Consider the following 21,409-nt stretch of genomic DNA (forward strand, 5'->3'; position numbering starts at 1 on the left):
GCCGGCATCCAACAAGTTTGGATACAAAACCGACTGGGCGCAAGCAATCCAAAATCCGAAATGGTATAACATTCGAGGTTGACCTCGATGGTGTGAGGCAGGTGTGATGGACATATTTCTTGAAAAACCGGCAGTGCGAAATAGTTCTGCTAACGAGCTGATCCCAGATGTGTCGGTGGTTGTGCCAATTTTTAACGAAGTGGAAAGCCTGCCTCAACTGATTGAGGCAATTGTAACCACACTCAGGGCAAGCGACCTAAACTACGAAATCATCTGTGTAGATGATGGCTCAACAGATGGCTCAGGAGAACTGCTTAGGCAACTTGTCCGAACAGGTTTAGAAGATAAATTTGCCACGGAATCTGAGACTTCTCAGGCAAAATCTAACCCAAACGGCCACCTGCGAGCGGTATTATTGCGTCGCAACTACGGTCAAACTGCCGCGATGGCAGCAGGATTTAATCATGCTCAGGGCCGTACCATCGTTACATTAGATGGCGACTTGCAAAACGATCCAGCGGATATTCCTCTACTGGTCGCTAAATTAGATGAAGGCTATGACTTAGTCAGTGGCTGGCGCAAAAACCGGCAAGACGCAGCGTTAACACGGTTGCTGCCGTCTAAAATTGCTAACTGGCTGATCGCGCGAGTCACCGGCGTGAAATTGAACGATTACGGCTGCTCACTCAAAGCTTACCGCGCCGAACTGGTAGCAGACCTGAACCTTTATGGAGAGTTACATCGATTTTTGCCGGCACTTGCCTTTATTGAAGGGGCAAGAATCACTCAGATGCCGGTGCGCCACCATGCCCGCCGGTTCGGTCAGAGTAAATACGGGTTAGACCGGACATTCCGCGTGCTGATGGATTTATTCACTATTTTCTTCATGAAAAAATTCCTCACGCGCCCTATGCACGTTTTTGGCCTGTTTGGTCTAATTTCCATGATATTCGGGACAATAATAGGGCTTTATTTAACCTTCGTCAAACTCGGTTTGGGTCAAAGTATTGGCAACCGGCCTTTGCTCATTTTGGCTGTCTTGCTTCTTGTCACCGGCCTGCAGTTATTTAGCTTTGGTCTAATAACAGAACTGTTGATGCGTACCTACCACGAATCTCAAGGTCGCCCCATCTACCGCGTGCGAGAGGTGATTGAGCCTAAAGGCTAGGGACTAGGTACTACGGACTAGGGACTACGGGAGAACACTTAATCTTCCCAATCCCCCATGCCCAATCCCCCATGCCCCATGCCCAATCCCCCATGCCCCATGCCCCATGCCCCAAAATATTTACATTCCTTAACAATTCAGGCTGAAGCGAACTAGGATGAGAGAAGATGCCGGCGATCCCGGTTGTCTCATTCATCCCATCCTTTCAAGGAGAACTCGGTGCTTTGAAAGTTTTCTTCACGCTTGAACCGCAGCGGCGCAAAAGTTTGCTGGTTTTGTTCTTCGCCGGCTTGTTGTTTTGGGCGAGTATGGCCTCTCTGCTGCCAACTTTGCCGCTTTATGTTGAGTATGTGGGTGGCACAAAGCAACAAATTGGTCTGGTAATGGGTGCCTTTGCCCTGGGTTTGCTGCCATCTCGTGCTTGGTTAGGGCCACTGGCAGACCGGCGGGGGCGTAAAATTGTTTTGCTTCTGGGTGCGACTGTGGCATCTCTCGCACCGTTTGGCTATTTATTGGTTGATTCGATTCCCTGGCTGATGGTAATCCGTGCTTTCCACGGCATTAGTATTGCGGCATTTACCACCGGCTACAGCGCCCTTGTAACCGATTTATCCCCACCGAAACAACGGGGTGAGTTACTGGGATATATGAGTTTGGTTAATCCGATTGGGATGGCACTAGGGCCGGCAATTGGGGGCTTTTTGCTAGAGTCCACCGGCTACCCGCCGCTATTTCTCATGTCTGCCGGTTTAGGGGTGCTGAGTCTGCTGTTTACTACACGGGTTACGGAAGGCGATGCTGAACCGGCAAGCCAACCCGCACAAAACATGACCAAGCCAGCCGGTCAAAAATACTGGCGGCTGTTATTTAGCCCCCGTGTCCGCATTCCCAGTCTTGTACTATTCATGATTGGCTTGGTATTCGGGACGATAAGTACCTTCGTGCCTTTGTTCATGAAGGAGACAGGTGTTGCGTTGAATCCCGGTTTGTTCTACAGTGCTGCTGCTGTGGCTAGCTTTACGATCCGCTTACCCACAGGGCCGGCTTCAGATCGCTATGGTCGTGGACTGTTTATCACCGGCAGCTTAGTTTGCTACTGTGTGTCGATGCTAGTGCTATGGAATTCTTACAGTCCCAGAGACTTTTTGCTGGCTGCAATCATTGAAGGGGCTGCGTCAGGGACGTTGCTACCCATGATGATCGCCCTGATTGCTGATCGCAGCGAACCGAAAGAACGGGGCCGGTATTTTTCTTTATGTATCGGTGGCTTTGACTTTGCGCTGGTACTTGCCGGCCCGATTTTGGGTGCGATCGCCGAGTCTGTCGGTTATCGAAATATGTTTGCGATTGCTGCAGTGATTGCATTGCTCGCCTTCATCATTTTCATTACCTTCTCGAGCAAAAGTTTATCCCATTCCCTCAGATTTGCGGTGGGGCGGGAAAAAGATGTTTATGCTTTAGAAGCCAAAAACTAAAAAGTCAACGATAGAATTTTATCGCTGACCTTTTAGTTTTTACGGTTTTAACGGGCTAGGAGGGATTCGAACCCCCGACACCGTGGTCCGTAGCCACGTGCTCTAGTCCACTGAGCTACAAGCCCTTGTTTGCGCTTTCAGCGGTTTGTTTTTCGCTGTCCATCGCTCACGAAATTCTACAATAGCACATCTTCCTGAAATGACACAAGATTTTTTTTCTACTTCCAACTTGCCGGCACAAAACCAGCTCACTCACTTGGATGAGCAGGGCGAAGCCCGGATGGTGGATGTTTCTGGAAAGCAAGCCACTGTGCGGCAAGCCGTCGCTGCCGGCCAAGTGCGAATGTCACAGGCTACGTTTGAAGTGATTCAAGCCGGCAACGCGCCAAAGGGCGATGTTTTGGGAACGGCCAAAATTGCTGGGATCATGGCAGCCAAGCAAACATCCCAGCTGATCCCCCTGTGCCATCCCCTCCCCCTGCACAAAGTAGATGTCCAGCTGATTCCTGATCCCCAACTGCCGGGATATCAAATTCGCGCCCAAGTCATCACCAAGGCAGAAACCGGCGTAGAAATGGAAGCCCTAACTGCTGTTTCCATTGCCGCACTCACGCTCTACGACATGGCCAAAGCCCTTGAGAAGTCCATCGAGATTGAATCAATTCGTTTGATCAGCAAAGCCGGTGGCAAATCTGGCGATTACCAACGTTAGGAGATTTAAATTTTAGGGGCGGGTGCGGGTGGATTAAATCTAAAACTGTTAGTCTAAAATCTAAAATTGCTTTAACGGGATTTGGGAAGACAATATTGTTTCAAAACGTCCTGTCCCAGGCGGACAAGCTTTTCTGGCCCTTCCATCATCAGCAAATAATGTCCCTGACGCAGATGATGCCGGTAGATTCCAGCCGTACTGCCTTCTCCTAAAAAGCCAAATAAGGCTCCTAAAACTGCCCCAAAAAAGCCGGCTATCACGCTGCTGGCGGGGATCACAAGCATTAAGTTCACGCTGAGAGGGATCTTGAATCCCAAATTCAAAATAGACAAAGCAACGGCACCCATCACCGCACCGAAAGCCCCTGTAAACATCGCCAAACGGCGGGCTTTACGAAGTGCGATCTGCGTAGGCTCTAATAAACCCACTCGCTCAGCAGAACTGTAGCCTTCACCTACAATGGCCAAATGCTCAGGCGAGATGCCGTGATATTGCAGCAGGCGGTAGGCTTGGAAGGCAGAGGCTTCGTCGGGAAGCGCCATGATAGCCAGGTACGTGTGGCGCTTTAAAGAGGCTTTGTGCAGAAATCGCGAGGCAGTCACAAAACTTTTTGGGGTGTAGAGGAGGTATTGAAGTCTTTTTGAATTCTAACGCTAGTCTTTGCCTTGTCAGTAAGGTTTTAACTTCAAATTAATCAATCTATATCTTAATGTAGAGTTCGTGCGTCGCTGGAGATGGCCATTTTCTAAAACAGGTCTCGATAGAAAGTCGCGGTGCGGGTTTGAGGAAAGCTCTACAATAATTGAAGTAAGCGATGTATTGTTGACTTTAGTTTAAAAATTCCCTATGCCCCCTCGTTGGCCACGCAAACCAGACCGGCAAGACCCCGCCTACCGGCGTTTAGACGACCGGATGAATTTTGCCATACACGTTGCCGCTTTTGGTGCGTGCAACTCTAGTATTTGGTTTTTCCGCAACTTGCAATCTTCGGCGTGGAATTGGACGCCTTGGCTAACCGGCATTTGGCTGACGGTTTTGCTGGGTCACGCCCTTTACGTTTTCGCGATTGCCGATTACTCTGACTCTGCTCCCGCATCTTTGAGCAAAGCCTCTTCTGAATCTGGGCCGCCGTCATCATAATCCCGATTCTTATCTGTCGCAAACAGAAGATTGACAGCAAGCGAAACAGCTAGCCGATAAAGCTGGCTGTTTTCTGCCTATTAGCAGCAAATATCAGCGGTATTCGCTGACCTCAGATATAAAGAAGAAGATTAGCCAACGCGCTATGATTAAGTTCAAGGCAACGAGTTCACCGTTTGGGTGTCATCTGCACTGACTGCTAAAGTAACCGAAGCATAAATATGCAGCCAGATAGACACTCAAAACCCACGAAATGGATCAAATTAAAGCAACAGCATTGGCAAAGGCATCGCGTCTTGCTGACGTCTTTAAGTGTTGCCGGCTTTATTATAATTTTGCGTCTTTCTGGTGTTTTGCAGCCTTTAGAATGGGCAGCATTAGATCAGTTTTTTCGCTGGCGTCCCCTCGAACCCGTCGATAAACGAGTCGTGATTGTGGGGATTGATGAGGAAGACATCAATCAAATTGGACGATGGCCGATTTCGGACGCAGTGCTGGCCCAGGTTTTGCAAAAGTTGGATGCTGCCAAGCCTCGCGCCATCGGTCTGGATATTTATCGGAATTTCCCAGTAGAACCCGGTAATTCTCAGTTAGTGAAAACTGTCAAGTCAATTCCTAACATTATTGGGATTGAACGAATTCAAGATGAAAAGTGGCCGGCGGTTCCTCCCCCGCCGATGCTGAGTCAGCCCCAGCAGGTGGGTTTTAATAACATGATTATTGACTCAGATCGCAAGGTTCGTCGTGCTGTGCTGTACTGGTGGCCGGGGGATGATACGACTCGTAAAAGTTTTGCGCTGCAACTGGTGTTGAGGTATCTCAAGGCAGAAAAGATCAGCATCAAAGCACTTGCGAAAGGTTCTGATCGTTTGCAGTTGGGGGGGGGCATCTTGCAACCCTTGGAAGCTCATGATGGGGCTTATGTGGCGGTAGATGCAAAAGGTTATCAAATTTTGGCAAACTATCGCGGCCCTGCCGGTCACTTTCTCACGGTATCGATAAGCGATGTTCTCGCCGGCAAGGTTCCTGCTGATGTTTTTCGAGATCGCATTGTCTTGATCGGTTCAACGGCTGTCAGTCTCAAGGATTATTTAGATACGCCTTACACCGGCAGCCTCATCTCCAGGCGTCAATCGATGTCTGCCGTTGAGGTTCACGCCAATTTTATCAGTCAGATTCTCAGTCTGGCCCTAAATGAACGACCCTTAATCCAAGTCTGGCATGAGCCGATTGAAAAGGTATGGATTCTAGTTTGGTCTTGGATTGGGGCGAGTCTGAGTTGGAGAGTGCGTTCGCCGAGATGGTCTGCCCTGAGTATTTTTCTGGCGGGTGCCGGCTTAAGTGGCTTTTGTTACGTGGTGTTTTTACTCGGATGGTGGCTGCCGGTGGTGCCGCCACTGCTAACGCTGTGTGGGTCGGCGGTAGCGATCACGGCCTATTTTGCCAATCTTGAGGATGAACTCAAAAAATCTAAAGAATTTTTATATACGGTAATTAATACAATTCCCGATCCTATCTTTGTTAAAAATAAAGAACATCGGTGGGTTGTTTTAAATGAGGCGTATTGCCGATTTATTGGCTATCCTTATGAAAAATTAATTGAAAAATTAGAGTCCGACTTTTTTCCGGCCCAGGAAGCGGAAGCTTTTTGGGATCAAGATGAACTGGTCTTTAACAGTGGTCAAGGCAAGGAATCGGAGGAAAAGTTTACAGATGCTAAAGGCTTCACTCATTTGATCGCGACCAAGCGTTCGCTCCACAAAGATGCTGCCGGCAATTTGTTTTTAGTGGGTGTGATTCGTGATATTACTGAGCGAAAGCAGATAGAAGAAGATTTAAAACGCACGGCAGCGGAATTAGCGCGTTCTAATGAAGAATTAAAACTTTCAGAAGATCGATTGCGTCATTTGGCCTATCACGACACACTCACCGGCTTGCCCAATCGGAAACTCTTTTACGAACGCTTATGCCAGTCTTTAGAACGAGCCGGCATAAATCATCAAATGGTGGCTCTTTTATTTTTGGATTTAGATGGCTTCAAATGCGTTAATGACACCCTAGGGCATGAAATTGGTGATTTACTGCTGAAAGCCGTTTCAGCCCGATTAACCGGGTGCTTGCGTGGTAGTGATACGGTTTCCCGTCTGGGTGGAGATGAGTTTACAGTAATTTTGCCGGCAATTCCCAGCATACCGGATGCCGAAAAAGTAGCAGACAAAATTTTAACAACTTTATCCCATCCCTTTATAATTGAGGGAACGACGATTGCGGTGACAACCAGTATTGGCATCAGTTTGTATCCCCTGCACGCTGAAGAAATTGATTCTTTAATTAATAAAGCGGATGCAGCTATGTACTGTGCCAAAGACTTGGGTAAGAACCAATATCACGTTGCCTGATTCACAAAGGATTCCGACTAATTAATCTGCCGATAGCCGGTTTTGGGATCGCAAATCTCTTAACTCCCGCTTTTTTGCACTTAAAACGTTGGGAATCCAAAGATTTCATTAAAATTTCACAAAACTCAGCAGAGCGCTCACTCTTGCTATTGTTAAAAACAAAGCCTGATAAGGCTTTCAGTGTGTAGTTGCATCAAGCTAAATGTAGTTGCGTAAATATACGGGATTTACGGAATGTTTGTAGACAAGTCCGTGATTATACCGATATAATAGAATACTTAGAGGAGCATCTACAGAATTAAGTGTTTCGGGGCTAAAAGTGTGATGGATACTGTCATAAAATTCACTTACCGAACCGTTCTGGCAGCTGGCCTCCTGTTAAGTGCATCTGCAAGCGCTTCTGCTAGTATTGGTTTCAATCTACCGGCTCACAGCCATTCTTATCAAACCCTCTTAGGGCAAACTGTGGTAGCCGAGGATGAACCTCCCCCACGGGGTGGGCCGAAGGATACTGGCGACGGCGGAAGCCGGTATATGGAAACAAGAAGCAATCAATAAGCAATAGAACTTTAATCGTTAGCACCTCACGCAACGATTGAGAGCGAAAAGCTGAGTGGTTATAAGATTGCTACGAGTCTACAGTCGTGCCAACCGGCGACTGCCACCAGTGAGAATTTTGGATTGAGGTGTGGACTTGCCAAGCCGGATCTGGCTGAGGGAAATCTGTGCGATAGTGTCCGCCTCGACTTTCTGTGCGAAACTGTGCGCTTGTCAAAATTAAGTACGCCACATCCAGTAAGTTGCGGGTTTCTCCCCAACTCCGTAAGTGCACATCTGCATCCGGTAAATTGATACTGAGAGTTTGGGCGGGTTGTAAGTTAAGCAGGAACTTGCTCATGGCAAGCGCCAAAAATTCTGCTTGCCAAGTTTCTATCAAATTAAGGGCGGAGGCTAACGCCGCCTGTCCCCGGCAGATACCGGCACTTTGCCAAACTAAGCGGGGTAAATCTTGCCGCAGCGCTTCTATTTTGGCTTGCCCAGTCGCCCAGTCCTTTGCAGACAGGGGAAGCGGGGAAGAGGGGGAGAGGGGAATAGAGGCAGACGGGGAGAGGGGAAAGTCTAGGTGAGCAAGTTGAGCACCGAAGACGATACATTCAAGTAAGGAATTACTCGCAAGGCGGTTGCCTCCGTGCACGCCTGTACTGGCGGTTTCCCCGATTGCGTATAAACCCGGAATCGATGTTTGGTTGATTAAATCGGTCATGATGCCACCCATCCAGTAATGAGCTGCCGGTGCCACCGGCACGGGTTGGGAGAACACATCAATTCCCCACTGCCGGCATACTTGGATAATATTCGGGAATCGGTGACGAATTCTCTCCTCTGGAATGGGACGTAAATCTAACCAAACGTTTGCATCAGCCGGATCTACCCCCATCCGCTGAAAATGACTAAAAATCGCACGGCTGACGATATCTCTGGGGGCGAGTTCACCGGCAGGGTGGTAATCAAAGGCAAAGCGATATCCCTGATCATCGACTAAGTGCGCCCCCTCGCCCCGCACTGCCTCACTGATCAAAAATCGCGGCGCACCGGCTTTGGTGAGGGCGGTGGGGTGAAATTGGACAAATTCTAAATCTCGCAAAATGGCACCGGCACGCCATGCAATGGCCACTCCATCGCCGGTGCTCACCCCTGGATTAGTTGTTTGAGCAAAAACTTGGCCGCCGCCGCCGGTTGCCAGCACCACAGCGCCGGCACGCACCCAGCTAATTTGCCCTTGATACACTAAGCAAATCCCCTGACAGCGTTGCGTGTCGGGATCGATCCAGAGACTCAAGGCAAACGCTTGCTGGATCACCTGAATATTCTTACGGTTTAAAACTTGAGCTGTGAGGGTGCCGACAACCGCACGTCCTGTAGTGTCTGCGGCATGGAGGACACGCCGGCGCGAGTGAGCAGCTTCTAGCGTCAGTGCTAGGTCGTCTCCTTGCCGGTCAAACGCTACCCCCAACTTTACCAGCGAGTGTACGCATTCTGGGGCTTTTTCAGCGAGAAATCGCACCGCCTCAAACTCACACAAGCCGGCACCGGCTTTCAACGTATCTTCAATGTGGAGTTTGGGTGAATCTTCTGATGAGATAGCAGCCGCCATACCGCCTTGCGCCCAATCACTTGCGGACTGAGGCAGCCTATCTTTTGTAATCAAGCCAACCTGGAAGTGTTCTGGCAGGCAAAGCGCCGCATACAGCCCCGCTGCGCCGGTGCCCACGACGAGGACATCAAACTGGCTTGGGAGGTTTAGCTGGGTTGATGAATCAGTATTTGCAGGATTCACTAATGAAAAATCGCCCTCTGTCAATCGGTTGAGCCTTTAATCTGGCTCTACTTTAACCTTAGTTGACAAAAGGCGATAGGAGGGCGGATGACTAATCTCTAGTCCTGTCGGTTGCCCTTAATTGGGATTGAGGGGGAGATGGGGAACTTGATATATCACTAGCCCCTCTCTTCCCTAGCCCCTAGTCCCTAGTAGACGCCGTTATTAATCCGATCATCACCTTCTACTAAGGCTGATTCCACATCAGTTACCGTGAACTTGCCGAGGTTGGCTTGTAGCACTTCTTTTTGGCGTTCGGTCAAGCCTGAAATGTTGAGTACATCATCGACCTTTTCATAGGGCGCATTTTCAACAATTTTGCCGGCCAGGGTTGGGTACAGCCCTGGATAACTGCGAAATGCCCGTACATTGGTGTTATTTAGATCGATTTTTTGGCCAAACTCGGTATTTAGCTTGTCGTCTATCCGATTTCGCAAACCTGACTCGGCCAAAACCGGCGTTTGCACAAATGCCACACCGCTCAAGTTAGCAGCGTAAGCATTCTGAGGCAGACCCAACCATCCCAGGCAGCCCACTAACAGGCCGACAACTGCCAACAGGCGAACCAATCGTCTCATAAAGGAATTCCTCGCTCACTCATACACAGCATTTATATTAAAGAGATTACCATTTCTTTACAGTAGAACTGAGATTGCATTCCGTTGAGGAGGGTCTGGTCTTTCTGCCATCGTTAAAAGCTGAAATCCCCTCACCTGGGTTTAAGCGATTTTTGCCGACGCTAAACCCTAAAAACTCAAATCGATCCGCGTCATATCTAGCCCAACCGGCATTGCTGCTAAGGATCTTGACGTTTCCGGTGCAAAAACTTATGCAAGTGGGCAAATGTGCTGGCATACGTCAGGGTTGGGCTATCGTAGCCTTTAAGATTCACTGTATATGCCTGAAACGGGGCTTCTGAAGCGCCAATAGCTGAGAGATGTTGGTAGGTAGTTTCGCCCAAAGCGATATCCATGCCAATTTCTTTTGTGGAAGATTCCAGACGAAAAGCGGCGTTTACCGTATCCCCCAGGGCGGTATAGTCGGGGCGATCTCCGCTGCCGGTGTTCCCCACCATTGCGTAACCTGTATTGACGCCGGCACCGATGCGTAAGGGAAACGGTAAGGGGTAGCGCTGACTGAGATCCTCCGTGACTTGATGTAGGGCACTCAGCGCTTGAAAAATCTGAATCACCTCTTGATTACTGACTTTTTGAGTGCTGTGAAACCAAACAGCCATCACCGCATCCCCAATATATTTATCAACCCAGCTGCCGTGAGATCGCAGAATCTCCCCTGACTGGCGGAACCAACTCCCGATCACCTCAGAAAGGATGTGATCCTCTAGCTGGCGAGTCAGTACGGTGAAACTGCGGATATCAACCACCATTACAGAGATCAGCCGGCGCACGTGCAATGCCGCTGTTGCCGTAAAATCGTCCGAGTCTTCGTCATCTTTGGCGGCATCGAGACTAGATTGACAGGAGAATGCTAACTCTGTTTGGCCAAAGGTGAGGCGATCCCCATTTTGTAGCGTCACGGGAATGCTCACCCGCCGCCCGTTCACAAATGAACCATTGCGGCTGCCCAAATCAATGAGATAAAACTCTCCATTCTCCATGCGCTGCAACATTGCGTGGTTGCGAGAGATCCACCGATCTGGGAGAACAAAATTGTTATCTTCACTGCGCCCAATTGTCCAGCAACTACTACCCGCTAAGGGCAGATAGCGATTACCGGCTTCGGTTCTTAGAACTAGATGAGGAGTGGGTTGTAACTTCAGCACGAGCTAAGTTAACGACCGCAGGTCGTTTCAAAAGTCTAGTTGTCAGACTAGATCCTAGCTCTGGTTAGCACCTATATGGTTGCTTTATGTAGCAGTTTGAAGCAATCGTTTCATCTGTCTCAGGCAGCAGAAGCGGCAAACCAAAATAGGCTATCTACCAAGATTGTGCTCAACACTGCCCCACCAAACGCCCACCAGTGGAGCTGCTTTGAGCGCAAGGGGACAACACCGGCAACGAGTAGAACGACGAGCAAAACCATTGCCCAGCCGATGCCCCAAGGCGTCTGCACTTGTTTGGTGGCACTTTGGAAGATTGGCAGCGCGAGTGCGGGATCAACTTGCATAATCTGCCGCCAATGCGGAATTAAATCGACTAAATAAAAATATATGTCGGTAATGGCGGTGCCTAATAAAGAACCCAAATAAAACCAACTACCTACTTGCAGCCGGCGACGGGTGATGCACCACAATGCCACCGGCAGACAAATTGCCTCCACCGGCAAGTGCAGTACGGGTTCCCAACGCAACCAGCCCCAATAAATTGAACCGGCTAACCAACTGCCGGTGAACCCCAGCAATAAGTCTCCCCACACATGGGTTGAGGAATTTGATAGCAGCCTCCAACCCAGCCACACCAAGCAGCCGGTCAGTGCTAAGCTCAGCAACGGAAATTGCCGTACCAGGGGCGCTTGGAAAAATACGGGCACTGAAACTAGGAAGATCGCCGCTGCGAAAATCCGCCAACTTTCGCTTAAGGTAATTTTCCATAAGAAAGCATGGGAAAAATTGCTGGTCGGCTCCGCTGGCTGCGGGTTAGAAGTGTAGGAGGACAAAGTTTCGTTAAACAAGAGTTCTTTAAGATTCTTTACTTATGTTCATTATTCTTTAATATATCACAGGTTGTATCCCCCTGGGGGGCATCTTTCCTTATCTGAATTGTACCGGATATCATCAGTTTCTACCGAAGGTCTACTTCATTTGCGCTTGGAAATACGACAGACAACAGCATGGCTTTATCACGCAGTCAATTTTTCACACTCTTAAGTGCCGGGGTTGCCGGTGCAATATTGGCATCTCCTTTAAAAGCGTTCACAACCCCGTTACCCGGTGCTTCCACACTTTTAGCTCAAACCCCCCCTGTAGCAGCCCCCGCTGTGACAAGCGTCTCTGATATGAATATCTTTCAGGCGTTCATTTTAGGGTTGGTGCAAGGTTTAACAGAATTTTTGCCTATCAGCAGCACTGCCCATTTAAAAGTCGTGCCGGTGCTATTGGGTTGGGGCGATCCCGGTTCTGCCTTTACAGCAGTGATTCAGCTGGGCAGCATTGCCGCTGTACTTTGGTATTTTTGGAGCGATCTCTCTCAGGTGGTAAACGGTGCAGTCAGAGCACTGGTGCGGCGTGAATACGATGACAAAGACTTCCGCATTGCCTTGGGAATTGCGTTGGGAACCCTGCCCATCATTGTTGGCGGTATTCTAATCAAGGTATTCGTTCCAGACTATGACAACTCTCCCCTGCGGAGTCTGGGGGCGATCGCGATTGCTTCGATCGTCATGGCAGTGCTTTTGGGGGTTGCTGAAAGCATTGGCAAGCGCAAGCGCGATTTTAGCCAGCTAGGAATGCAAGATGGCATTTTAATGGGTTTGGCTCAAGCAATGGCGTTAATTCCCGGTGTTTCTCGCTCAGGTTCCACCCTGACTGCCGGCTTATTTATGGGCTTAGAACGAGCAACAGCCGCGCGATTTTCTTTCTTGCTAGGCATCCCAGCGATTACTTTAGCCGGCCTTGTAGAGCTTAAGGATGTGGTTACAGGAGGCTTTGCCGGTGTGGGTGCGCTGCCGCTACTGGTGGGTGTGATTTCATCGGCTGTGTTTTCTTACATCTCGATTGCTTGGCTGATTCGTTTCCTGCAAACTCAAAGTACCTTGGTATTCGTCGTGTACCGGCTGCTGTTTGGCTTAGCAATTTTGGCATCGATTGCCGCTAGGCAGCCTTGGACGGTTGGACAGTAGTAAATCTTTAAGGGTTAATGGTTAATCAACGATTGGTAATTAGCGATTAACCATTAGCATCTGGCATAATAAAGAAAATAACGTTTCAAATTGGCTATGTCTGCCTTCAGTAAAAAAATATTTAAACTTTAAATCTAGCGGTTAAATTTTAGATTCGTTATTGCCATCCCAAAATTTATGAGTGAAACTTCTATTCGTCCGGCTTTAATTACAAACGTCGTTCCCGATTCTATCGCGGCTGAAGTGGGATTTGAGGCGGGAGATCGTTTGGTTTCGATCAATGGTCAGCGTCCTCGTGATTTGATTGATTATAAGTTTTTATGTGCGGATGAAGTTTTAGAACTGGAAGTTTTAGATACGAAGGGTAAAAGTCATCAGGTAGAAATTGAAAAAGAGTACGACGATGAGTTAGGGCTGGAATTTGAAACGGCTCTGTTTGATGGGTTAATTCAGTGTAATAATCGCTGTCCTTTTTGCTTTATCGATCAGCAGCCTCCAGGTAAGCGAGAAACGCTTTATTTGAAGGATGATGATTACCGGCTCAGTTTTTTGTATGGCTCGTATTTAACGCTAACAAATCTTACGGAGCGGGAATGGGACAGAATTGAAATGATGCGCTTATCGCCGCTTTATGTATCGGTTCACGCAACGGAACCAGAGGTGCGAATTCGCTTGCTAAAAAATCTGCGTGCCGGCAAGATATTAGAGCAATTGAAATGGTTTAAAGAGCGCCGGCTGCAAATTCACGCTCAAGTGGTTGTTTGTCCCGGAATTAATGATGGGGAACACTTGCAGCAGACTGTGCTAGATTTGGCAAAGTTTCATAGTGGAAAAGTGCCGGCTGTGGCGTCTGTGGCGGTGGTGCCGGTGGGTTTGACGAGATTTCGACCGGCAGAAGATGAATTGGTGCCGGTGACGCCAGAAAAAGCGCAGGAAGTTATCGCTCAGGTGCAAGCTTTGCAAGCGCAATTTCGCCGGCAGAAGAAATCGAATTGTGTTTGGTTAGCCGATGAGTGGTTTTTAATTGCTGGGGAAGAATTACCTGCGGCATCTCATTACGAAAACTATCCCCAAATTGGCAATGGGGTAGGTTCAATTCGCCAGTTTTTAACACAGTTTGAAGAAGTTGTCAAGCGTTTATTGCAGCCTTCTGTTTCTCCGGCGCGTCGTTTGACTTGGGTTGTGGGAAATGCCGTTGAAAAAGCCTTTGAGCCGGTTGTGCAAAGACTGAATCAAGTTGAAGGTTTAGACGTGCAAATGGCAGCCATGCCAAGTGAGTATTGGGGGCAGAAAATTACGGTTACTGGCTTATTAACGGGTCAAGATTTGCTGAAAAATTTACAGGGGAAAGATTTAGGCGATGGAATTTTGCTGCCTTCGGTGATGTTAAAGCATGGAGAGGCTTTATTTTTGGATGATATGCCGATTGATGAGGTTGCAGAAAAGTTGGGGACAAAAATTGTGCCGGTGACTGGTGTTGAGGAGTTAATTCAAGCTTGTCTCAGCTAAATTTACCAAAATTTAGAGTGAATTCTCCAGAGCTTTTTTAAATTCAGCAGCAGTTTTAAACGGAATTTCTGGATTGTCTGTTAGGGCAAAATCGAGTAATTCTGCTAGAGGTTTTGGAATAGAAGGATCGCGCCGGCGGATGGGGACGGCTGGTTCGGTTAAAATTACGACATAAGCTTCTTTTTCGCCGGTAAAATTTCGCGGGTAAGTGCCGGTGATCATATTGTAAAAAGCGGCGGCGGCTGCCCAAATATCAACATCGGGTTTGGCATATTTAAAGTCTAGCAATTGCTGCCGGCACATAAAAGGGACTGTCCCCCCCATGCTTTTATCTGTCATAGAAAGCCCACTTAAACCTGCGAGATCGAAGGCTTTGGCTAATCCGTAATCTCCGACTTTGGCAACGAGTTTGCCATTGATATTGCTGAGGAAAATATTTGCCGGCTTTAAGTCTCTGTGAACTAATCCTTTCCCCCATCCAAATGCGCCGTTTTTTAATCTGACATAGGGAATATCGGCGTTGTGGGCGTATTCTAATCCATCTAAGACTTGCAGAATGATCGGGATGGCTTCATCGAGGGGTAATTTACCCCGGCGTTTGTTCATTAAGTCATAAACGCTGCCGGCATTACAATATTCGAGGGTGAAGAAAAACGTCTCGTTTGAATAGCCATCCTCCAATAATTTCACAACATTGGGATGGTTTAATGCCCTGGTATTTTCTACTTCTCGTAAAAATAAATTGATCAGTCGCTGAGTGGGGGCGATTTGGGAATGGGTGACTTTTAAGGCAACTTGTTCGCCGGTTTTGTTGTTTTGCGCGAGATACACTTCTCCCATGCCTCCCTCACCTAGCTTTTTGAGGGTGGTGTAGCCTTGAATTGAGATTAAGTTTGAGGAGTTTTCAGAGAGTTTTAGCCCGACTTCTGGGGAAGAAATTGCTACAGGTATCGGCTGGTTGGCTTCAATTTCGCTGTGCAATTCTACGCTAACTTTAAAAGCAGTGTTGCTGAGTTTAATTTCGTCGCCATCGCGTAAATCGTATTCGGGAAAAGTCTGTTTTGCGGCTTCTTCGGGGGTTTGATGGCGTTCTCGTTGTCCGATTTTTTTGCCGTTAACAAATGTGCCGTTAAGACTGCCAAAATCTCGCACGCGGATATTGGGTGGGTTGATGTCGAGAAAGCAGTGATAGCGGGAAATGGTGCGGTGATATTCGTCGTCAGGAATTTTTGGGGTGCAATCAGAGGATCTGCCGATAATACAGGTGGTGCGAGAGTCGAATTCAAATCGTTGTCCTTTGAGGTTGCCTTCGATGCCGGTGAGGATGATTTTTGTTTGCATAAAATTTGATTTCAGTCAATAGAATTAGAGGAGCAAAAAATACTAAAGAAATATAGTTTGAATGTGGGTTATTTTAAGAGATGTCCAGTGCCTTTTTCACGGCTTCTTTAACGTTGTCTAGAATATTTGAGGATACAATTCCTAACTGCCTCTGAAAAACGGATTGATTGACTGTGGCAATTTTATCAGCCCTAACTAAAGATGCTTTTTTAAGACCTGTTTGTGAGAAATCAGGATGAGCTTCTGTGATTAAAACCCATGCTTCTAGCAATTCTCCTGCTGGGATTTTTGAGAAAATGCCTAAGATAATCCATTCTTCTCAATGAACTGCAATTATAAGAGCGGGTCTAACTTTGGTTGAAGTCAGAGCGCTAAACGGAAATCTTACCAACCACACTTCATCAATATTAGGTTTCGAGTTCATAAATATCTTCTTCAGGGTCGTTCCACTCGTCAAATCCTGTATCTGCCAGTTGCATCATTGTAAAGTTTTCAACTTTTTCTTCTATTTCTGCCATGAGGACGATGAGTTCCCCTAGGGGAAGCTGAAATACCATTGCTTTGATGTCTTCAACGCTGGGATTCGGCATATAGGCTATTTTTTGAAAGTAATTTTAATGGTTTGAAGAATAGGTGCGATGGGTAAATTTTTACTTGCACTGAGTTTTAACTCGGTAATCTAACTGATTGGCAGAAATTATCTTTAGTAAAATTTTCTTCTCTTACAATAGCAATTCTATAACCCTCCGTTTCATTTCGTCCAAGGATGAAGCTTAAAGGCAAGACGAAAAAAACTTCCCCGGCACAGATGCGGCTACCTTGGGGGGAATGGGAGGCGAATAATCCAGAAATTGTTGCGGTGGCGAAAAAGTTTGTGTTGGCGAATTGTTACGATCCCAAGTTCGCTAGTCTGCTGTTTGAACCGGAGTGATGCCGGTGCCAGGTATCGGAAAGCTAGAACAGGCAAGGCTTCGTGAGATTAGACCCTGTTAAAAATCTTGAGAATCTTCTCAAAGCTTTATAGGTTACACTTTACAAGCCTGGACGCGAGAGAAGAGCAACCCCCACAAACCACAACCAATCCAACCCAACCCCTCCCACCCCAACCAAACCCCACAAAAGCTCGACACGGGGAGGTGGCCCTCTGGTGCTTTGAGGGAAAAAGTTAGCTTATCGTAGTCTTTCCATTCTCCATCCACACGCCATCCCACAAAGTCGCCCAGGCGACGTTCAGTTTCTATGTCGATTTTACCACCGGCCTTGAGCCAAAAGCGCTTTTGGACAGAAAAACCAAAGCGCCCGTTGCTGTATTTTACCCAAAGTTGGTCGATGGTACGCAGGTCTGTACAGGGAAAATTATCAATGCTTTCTCTATCAAGCCAGCCTTCTTCGTCTCGGTTAGCTGCTTTCAGCATCACTTGCCTTGTTTCCTTATCCGCTTCTTTCCAGCTTCCCGCTTTTAAGTAATCCCGCAATTGGCGATAATCTACACCTTTTTCTGAACGGAGATCGTCAGTATCTTCTTTCAACAATTCCAGCCAAGCTTTAATCGTTTGCGGACGATCTTTTGCCTCCAATTTCATGCCTTTGAGAATGGCTTCATTTTCCCAGTCTGCTATCTGGGGGTTATGCTGCTTGGGGGGTACTAAGGGATCATTTTTTTCTGTCCTGTATTTGGCGAAACACGGGTGTTCTCCCGTTCGCACATAATACAGCGTCGCCGCTAAGGCATAAACATCCGTATAAGCACCCCGTTCCGCTTTCATCTGGTACTGTTCAATAGGTGCGAAACCTTCTGTTCTAGAATTTGTATGCGTTTTTATTTGCCCTTCTGTAAATTCTCGCGCTAAACCAAAATCAATTAATACGGCATCTAAATTTTGCCGGCGCAGGAGAATATTCAACGGTTTAACATCCCGGTGTAAAAAACCCCGTTCATGAACAAATGTCAGCGCTTCTCCTATTTGCCGAATAATTCGCAAGGCTTCATGTTGCAACAAAATGCCGTTATCTTCCTGATACTCGTGTAAATTGATGCCGTTGATGTATTCCATCAACATACACCACAGTCCATCCTCTTGAAACACTCGATATACTTGGGCGATATGGGGATGGCTGCATTTAGCTAAACACAGTGCTTCATTGACAAAGTCTTCCTGAAGTTTAGCAAAGTTACCTTTTTGTTGTGTTAAATGATTAAGTGTTTTGAGAGCAAGAATTCTCCCGGCAGGCTGTTCTTTGATGCGATAGGTAATGCCGAAGCCGCCGCTTCCGATAATAGCTTCAATAATATATTTGCCGTCTTGCAGTTTTTGACCGGCTGTCCAGAATGTTTCCCTATCGACTTCTTTCCAGTTTTCTGCTTTTAAGTAATCCCGCAATTGGCGATAATTTACGCCTTTTTCTGAACGGATATCCTCAGTATCTTCTTTCAACAATTCCAGCCATGCTTTAATGGTTGGCGGACGATCTTTTACCTCCAATTTCATGCCTTTGAGAATGGCTTCATTTTCCCAGCCTGCTATCTGGGGATTATGTTGCATGGGGGGTACTAAGAGAAGATTTGCTTCTTTCATGAAGTTGGCAGGATACGGTAACTTTCCTGTTCGCACATAATACAGCGTTGCCGCTAAAGCATAGACATCCGTATAAGCACCCCGTTTTGCTATAAGCTCGTACTGCTCAATCGGTGCGAAACATGGTGTTAAAGAATTTGTATGGGTTCTTTTTTGCCCTTCTGCAAATTCTCGCGCTAGATCAAAACCACTTAATACGGCATCTAATCCTTGGGGACGCAGGAGAATATTCCACGGTTTAATATCCCCATGTAAAAAACCCCGTTCATGAACAAATGTCAGCGCTTCTCCTATTTGCCGAATAATTCCCAAGGCTTCATGTTGCGACAAAATCCCTCTGTTTTCTTGATAGTCGTGTAAATTGATGCCGTCGATGTATTCCATCAACATACACCATAGTCCACCCTCTTGAAAAACGTCATAAACTTGCACGATATTGGGGTGTTTCCACTTTGCCAAACGAAACGCTCCCTTAACAAAGTCTTCCTGCAGTTTGGCAAAATTAGATCTATTTTGGCTTTGATGATTCAGAGTTTTAATCGCAAGGATTTTACCGTCTCTCTGCTCTTTGGCACGATAGGTGATGCCAAAGCCACCGATTTCGATGATATCTTCAATAATATATTTGCCGTTTTGCAGGGCTTGGCCGGCTGTCCAGTGTGTCATAGGTGAGGAGGATGAAAAACCAGATGTACACAGATTAACACAGATAGATTATATGTATCTGCAATGTGCGGTTAATGTGTGAGCCGGCAATTAGGTGAAAGTCGGCAAGGTAGCTAGAATGGCATCACAAGTAATAGATTGAACGATGCCTCTTTTTGCCAGTGCGGTGCATTGAAATGGCTTGCCGGTTGGGGAAAGAACAGCAGAAATGAGGATATTTGTGTCGAACACAACTCGCAGTGTCACCGTTATGCCTCATGCAACAATTCGTCAATGAATTCTTCTCGTTCATCTTCTGTCATAGCATCCCAATCTCTCCCCCGTTTTGCCGTAGCTTGACGCGCTTTTTCCAGTGCATCCTGTGTTAAGTTTGCCCAAAATATCCAAGGCTGGGTTAGCAATATTTTTAATAATTCTTCTTACTTATTTGGGGGTAATTCTCTAACCAATTTAATAACTTGCTCATCGGTTAAAGCTAACATTGGGATGGGCTTACCTCTAGGGTTTTTACTCTTTAAATATTTATGCTATTTTAGCAATCTAGCAGTGGCGAAAAAGTTTGTGTTGGCGAATTGTTACGATTCCAGGTTTGCCAGTCTGCTGTTTGAACCGGAGTGATGCCGGTGCCCGGTATCGAAAAGCTAGAACAGGTAAGGCTTCGTGAGATTTGACCCTGTTAAAAATCTTTAGAATCTTCTAAAAGCTTTATGGGTTACACTTTACAAGTCTGGACGCGCTCCAAGACCCCCACGCACACCACACACACTTCCCATAAGCAAATAGCCCCCTCCAACACACCGGGAGGTGACCCTCTGGTGTTTTGAGGGAGAAAGTTAGCTTATCGTAGTCTTCCCATTCTCCATTCACACGCCATCCCACCAAGTCGCCCAGGCGACATTCAGTTTCATAGTCGATATTACCACCGGCCTGGAGCCACAAGCGCTTTTGTACAGAAAAACCAAAGCGCCCGTTGCTGTATTTTACCCAAAGTTGGTCGATGGTACGCAGATCTGTGCAGGGAAAATTATCAATGCTTTCTCTACTAAAGAAACCTTTTTGGTTAGCCGCTTTCAGCATCACTCGCCTTGTTTCTTCATCCGCTTCTTTCCAGCTTCCAGCTTTTAAGTAATCCCGCAATTGCCGATAATCTATGCCTTTTTCTGAAAGAAGATCCTCAGTATCTTCTTTCAATACTTGTACGCTTTCTTCTAAAGGTAGATCGTCAGTATCTTCTTTCAACAATTCCAGCCAAGCTTTAATTGTTTGCGGACGATCTTTTGCCTCCAATTTCATGCCTTCGAGAATAGCTTCATTTTCCCAGTCTTCTATTTCAGGGTTATATTGCTTGGGAGACACTAAGGGAATATTTGCTTCTTTCCTGAATTCGGCAGGAAAGGGGTTTTTTCCTGTTCGCACATAATACAGCGTTGCTGCTAAAGCATAGACATCCGTATAAGCACCTCGTTCCGCTTTCAGTTCATACTGTTCAATGGGGGCGAAACATTCTGTTCTAGAATTTGTATGGATTCTTATTTGCCCTTCTGTAAATTCTCGCGCTAAACCAAAATCAATTAATACGGCATCTAAATTTTGCCGACGTAATAAAATATTCGCGGGTTTAACATCTCTATGTAAAAATCCCCGTTCATGAACAAATGTCAGTGCTTCACCCATTTGCCGAATAATTCGCAAGGCTTCATGTTGCGGCAAAATTCCCTTATCTTCCTGATACTCGTGTAAATTGATGCCGTCGATGTATTCCATCGCCATGCACCAGAGTTCATCCTCTTGAAACACTCGATATACTTGGGCGATATGGGGATGGCTGCATTTAGCTAAACACAGTGCTTCATTGACAAAGTCTTCCTGAAGTTTAGCAAAGTTACCTTTTTGTTGCGTCAAATGATTAAGCGTTTTGAGAGCAAGAATTCTCCCGGCAGGCTGTTCTTTGGCGCGGTAGGTAATACCGAAGCCGCCGCTTCCGATAATATCTGCAATAATATATTTGCCGTTTTGCAGTTTTTGGCCAGGTGTCCAGTAGCTCATAAGTGAGGAGGGTTTTAAACCACAGATGCACACAGATTAACACAGATGATGGCGTTATGTTTCTGCGTGGGGAAGAGGTTTTATTTTAACCGCAGATTCCGCAGGTGAAACTGGAATGTGCTTTGCTCGTCATTCAAGTTCCACCTGCGTCCGCAAATAAACGCAGATGTCGTTGTGATATTTTTGCTGGGTTATCGATATT

General features: G+C 46.9%; 21 protein-coding genes and 1 tRNA gene. 9 read left to right on the forward strand and 13 right to left on the reverse strand.

Features of this window, described 5'->3' with window-relative positions:
- Positions 1 to 106 precede the first annotated feature (106 nt).
- Positions 107 to 1,168, forward strand: coding sequence for a glycosyltransferase family 2 protein (locus H6F73_RS14620; protein ID WP_190759427.1), 1,062 nt, complete (start codon positions 107 to 109; stop codon positions 1,166 to 1,168).
- Positions 1,169 to 1,178: 10 nt separating this feature from the next.
- On the opposite strand, the gene H6F73_RS14625 is transcribed toward H6F73_RS14620, so the two are convergent.
- The gene (locus tag H6F73_RS14625) at positions 1,179 to 1,364 is read right to left on the reverse strand and encodes a hypothetical protein (RefSeq protein WP_190759683.1); all 186 of its coding nucleotides are present in this window, start codon (positions 1,362 to 1,364) and stop codon (positions 1,179 to 1,181) included.
- Positions 1,365 to 1,392: 28 nt separating this feature from the next.
- Between H6F73_RS14625 and H6F73_RS14630 the strand changes: the two genes are divergently transcribed.
- Complete coding sequence (locus H6F73_RS14630; RefSeq protein ID WP_190759668.1) at positions 1,393 to 2,643, forward strand: MFS transporter; 1,251 nt, start codon at positions 1,393 to 1,395, stop codon at positions 2,641 to 2,643.
- 51 nt (positions 2,644 to 2,694) lie between these two features.
- On the opposite strand, the gene H6F73_RS14635 is transcribed toward H6F73_RS14630, so the two are convergent.
- Positions 2,695 to 2,768, reverse strand: a tRNA-Arg gene (locus H6F73_RS14635).
- Between the two features lie 74 nt (positions 2,769 to 2,842).
- Between H6F73_RS14635 and moaC the strand changes: the two genes are divergently transcribed.
- Positions 2,843 to 3,355, forward strand: coding sequence for a cyclic pyranopterin monophosphate synthase MoaC (gene moaC / locus H6F73_RS14640; RefSeq protein ID WP_190759428.1), 513 nt, complete (start codon positions 2,843 to 2,845; stop codon positions 3,353 to 3,355).
- A gap of 71 nt (positions 3,356 to 3,426) precedes the next feature.
- Here moaC and H6F73_RS14645 read toward each other — a convergent pair whose 3' ends face one another.
- On the reverse strand, positions 3,427 to 3,957 hold the full coding sequence (locus tag H6F73_RS14645) for a hypothetical protein (RefSeq protein ID WP_190759429.1): 531 nt from the start codon (positions 3,955 to 3,957) through the stop codon (positions 3,427 to 3,429).
- Between the two features lie 244 nt (positions 3,958 to 4,201).
- Here H6F73_RS14645 and H6F73_RS14650 point away from each other — a divergent pair, with 244 nt between their 5' ends.
- The 3 genes from H6F73_RS14650 to H6F73_RS14660 all read left to right on the forward strand — a co-directional run bounded on the left by H6F73_RS14650 (position 4,202) and on the right by H6F73_RS14660 (position 7,452).
- Complete coding sequence (locus tag H6F73_RS14650; protein ID WP_190759430.1) at positions 4,202 to 4,495, forward strand: 2TM domain-containing protein; 294 nt, start codon at positions 4,202 to 4,204, stop codon at positions 4,493 to 4,495.
- Positions 4,496 to 4,716: 221 nt separating this feature from the next.
- Entirely contained in the window at positions 4,717 to 6,894 is a 2,178-nt protein-coding gene (locus H6F73_RS14655; protein WP_190759431.1) for a CHASE2 domain-containing protein, read from the forward strand.
- Between the two features lie 324 nt (positions 6,895 to 7,218).
- Entirely contained in the window at positions 7,219 to 7,452 is a 234-nt protein-coding gene (locus H6F73_RS14660; RefSeq protein ID WP_190759432.1) for a hypothetical protein, read from the forward strand.
- A 70-nt stretch (positions 7,453 to 7,522) separates the two neighbouring features.
- Here the strand turns inward: H6F73_RS14660 and nadB are convergent, their stop codons facing one another.
- The 4 genes from nadB to H6F73_RS14680 all read right to left on the reverse strand — a co-directional run bounded on the left by nadB (position 7,523) and on the right by H6F73_RS14680 (position 11,902).
- Positions 7,523 to 9,232 carry an L-aspartate oxidase gene (gene nadB, locus H6F73_RS14665; RefSeq protein ID WP_190759433.1) on the reverse strand — a complete coding sequence of 570 codons (1,710 nt, stop codon included), beginning with the start codon at positions 9,230 to 9,232 and terminating at the stop codon, positions 7,523 to 7,525.
- Between the two features lie 188 nt (positions 9,233 to 9,420).
- Complete coding sequence (psbU, locus tag H6F73_RS14670) at positions 9,421 to 9,849, reverse strand: photosystem II complex extrinsic protein PsbU (RefSeq protein ID WP_190759434.1); 429 nt, start codon at positions 9,847 to 9,849, stop codon at positions 9,421 to 9,423.
- Between the two features lie 218 nt (positions 9,850 to 10,067).
- A complete protein-coding gene (locus H6F73_RS14675; protein ID WP_190759435.1) occupies positions 10,068 to 11,054 on the reverse strand; it encodes an FHA domain-containing protein in 987 nt (328 codons plus the stop codon).
- A 119-nt stretch (positions 11,055 to 11,173) separates the two neighbouring features.
- A complete protein-coding gene (locus H6F73_RS14680) occupies positions 11,174 to 11,902 on the reverse strand; it encodes a DUF3120 domain-containing protein (RefSeq protein WP_190759436.1) in 729 nt (242 codons plus the stop codon).
- A gap of 324 nt (positions 11,903 to 12,226) precedes the next feature.
- Here H6F73_RS14680 and H6F73_RS14685 point away from each other — a divergent pair, with 324 nt between their 5' ends.
- Entirely contained in the window at positions 12,227 to 13,069 is an 843-nt protein-coding gene (locus H6F73_RS14685; protein WP_242072495.1) for an undecaprenyl-diphosphate phosphatase, read from the forward strand.
- A 177-nt stretch (positions 13,070 to 13,246) separates the two neighbouring features.
- Positions 13,247 to 14,578, forward strand: a complete 1,332-nt coding sequence (locus H6F73_RS14690) for a TIGR03279 family radical SAM protein (protein WP_190759438.1) — start codon at positions 13,247 to 13,249, stop codon at positions 14,576 to 14,578.
- Positions 14,579 to 14,590: 12 nt separating this feature from the next.
- On the opposite strand, the gene H6F73_RS14695 is transcribed toward H6F73_RS14690, so the two are convergent.
- Together H6F73_RS14695 and H6F73_RS14705 are read right to left on the reverse strand one after the other, a co-directional pair.
- Positions 14,591 to 15,919, reverse strand: coding sequence for a protein kinase (locus H6F73_RS14695; RefSeq protein ID WP_190759439.1), 1,329 nt, complete (start codon positions 15,917 to 15,919; stop codon positions 14,591 to 14,593).
- A 407-nt stretch (positions 15,920 to 16,326) separates the two neighbouring features.
- Positions 16,327 to 16,509, reverse strand: coding sequence for a hypothetical protein (locus H6F73_RS14705; protein ID WP_190759440.1), 183 nt, complete (start codon positions 16,507 to 16,509; stop codon positions 16,327 to 16,329).
- A gap of 218 nt (positions 16,510 to 16,727) precedes the next feature.
- Between H6F73_RS14705 and H6F73_RS27030 the strand changes: the two genes are divergently transcribed.
- Positions 16,728 to 16,850 carry a hypothetical protein gene (locus H6F73_RS27030; protein ID WP_277882611.1) on the forward strand — a complete coding sequence of 41 codons (123 nt, stop codon included), beginning with the start codon at positions 16,728 to 16,730 and terminating at the stop codon, positions 16,848 to 16,850.
- A 94-nt stretch (positions 16,851 to 16,944) separates the two neighbouring features.
- Here H6F73_RS27030 and H6F73_RS14710 read toward each other — a convergent pair whose 3' ends face one another.
- The 4 genes from H6F73_RS14710 to H6F73_RS26605 all read right to left on the reverse strand — a co-directional run bounded on the left by H6F73_RS14710 (position 16,945) and on the right by H6F73_RS26605 (position 21,207).
- Positions 16,945 to 19,161: a serine/threonine-protein kinase gene (locus tag H6F73_RS14710; RefSeq protein WP_242072447.1), complete on the reverse strand. Its 2,217-nt coding sequence runs from the start codon at positions 19,159 to 19,161 to the stop codon at positions 16,945 to 16,947.
- Between the two features lie 90 nt (positions 19,162 to 19,251).
- Positions 19,252 to 19,407, reverse strand: a complete 156-nt coding sequence (locus H6F73_RS14715) for a PIN domain-containing protein (RefSeq protein ID WP_190759441.1) — start codon at positions 19,405 to 19,407, stop codon at positions 19,252 to 19,254.
- A gap of 2 nt (positions 19,408 to 19,409) precedes the next feature.
- Positions 19,410 to 19,562, reverse strand: a complete 153-nt coding sequence (locus H6F73_RS26000; RefSeq protein ID WP_199330529.1) for a hypothetical protein — start codon at positions 19,560 to 19,562, stop codon at positions 19,410 to 19,412.
- Between the two features lie 304 nt (positions 19,563 to 19,866).
- Positions 19,867 to 21,207 carry a serine/threonine-protein kinase gene (locus H6F73_RS26605; protein ID WP_190759442.1) on the reverse strand — a complete coding sequence of 447 codons (1,341 nt, stop codon included), beginning with the start codon at positions 21,205 to 21,207 and terminating at the stop codon, positions 19,867 to 19,869.
- Positions 21,208 to 21,409 lie beyond the last annotated feature (202 nt).

The organism is Microcoleus sp. FACHB-68, assembly GCF_014695715.1.
In the GTDB taxonomy this organism is placed as follows: Bacteria; Cyanobacteriota; Cyanobacteriia; order Cyanobacteriales; family Oscillatoriaceae; genus FACHB-68.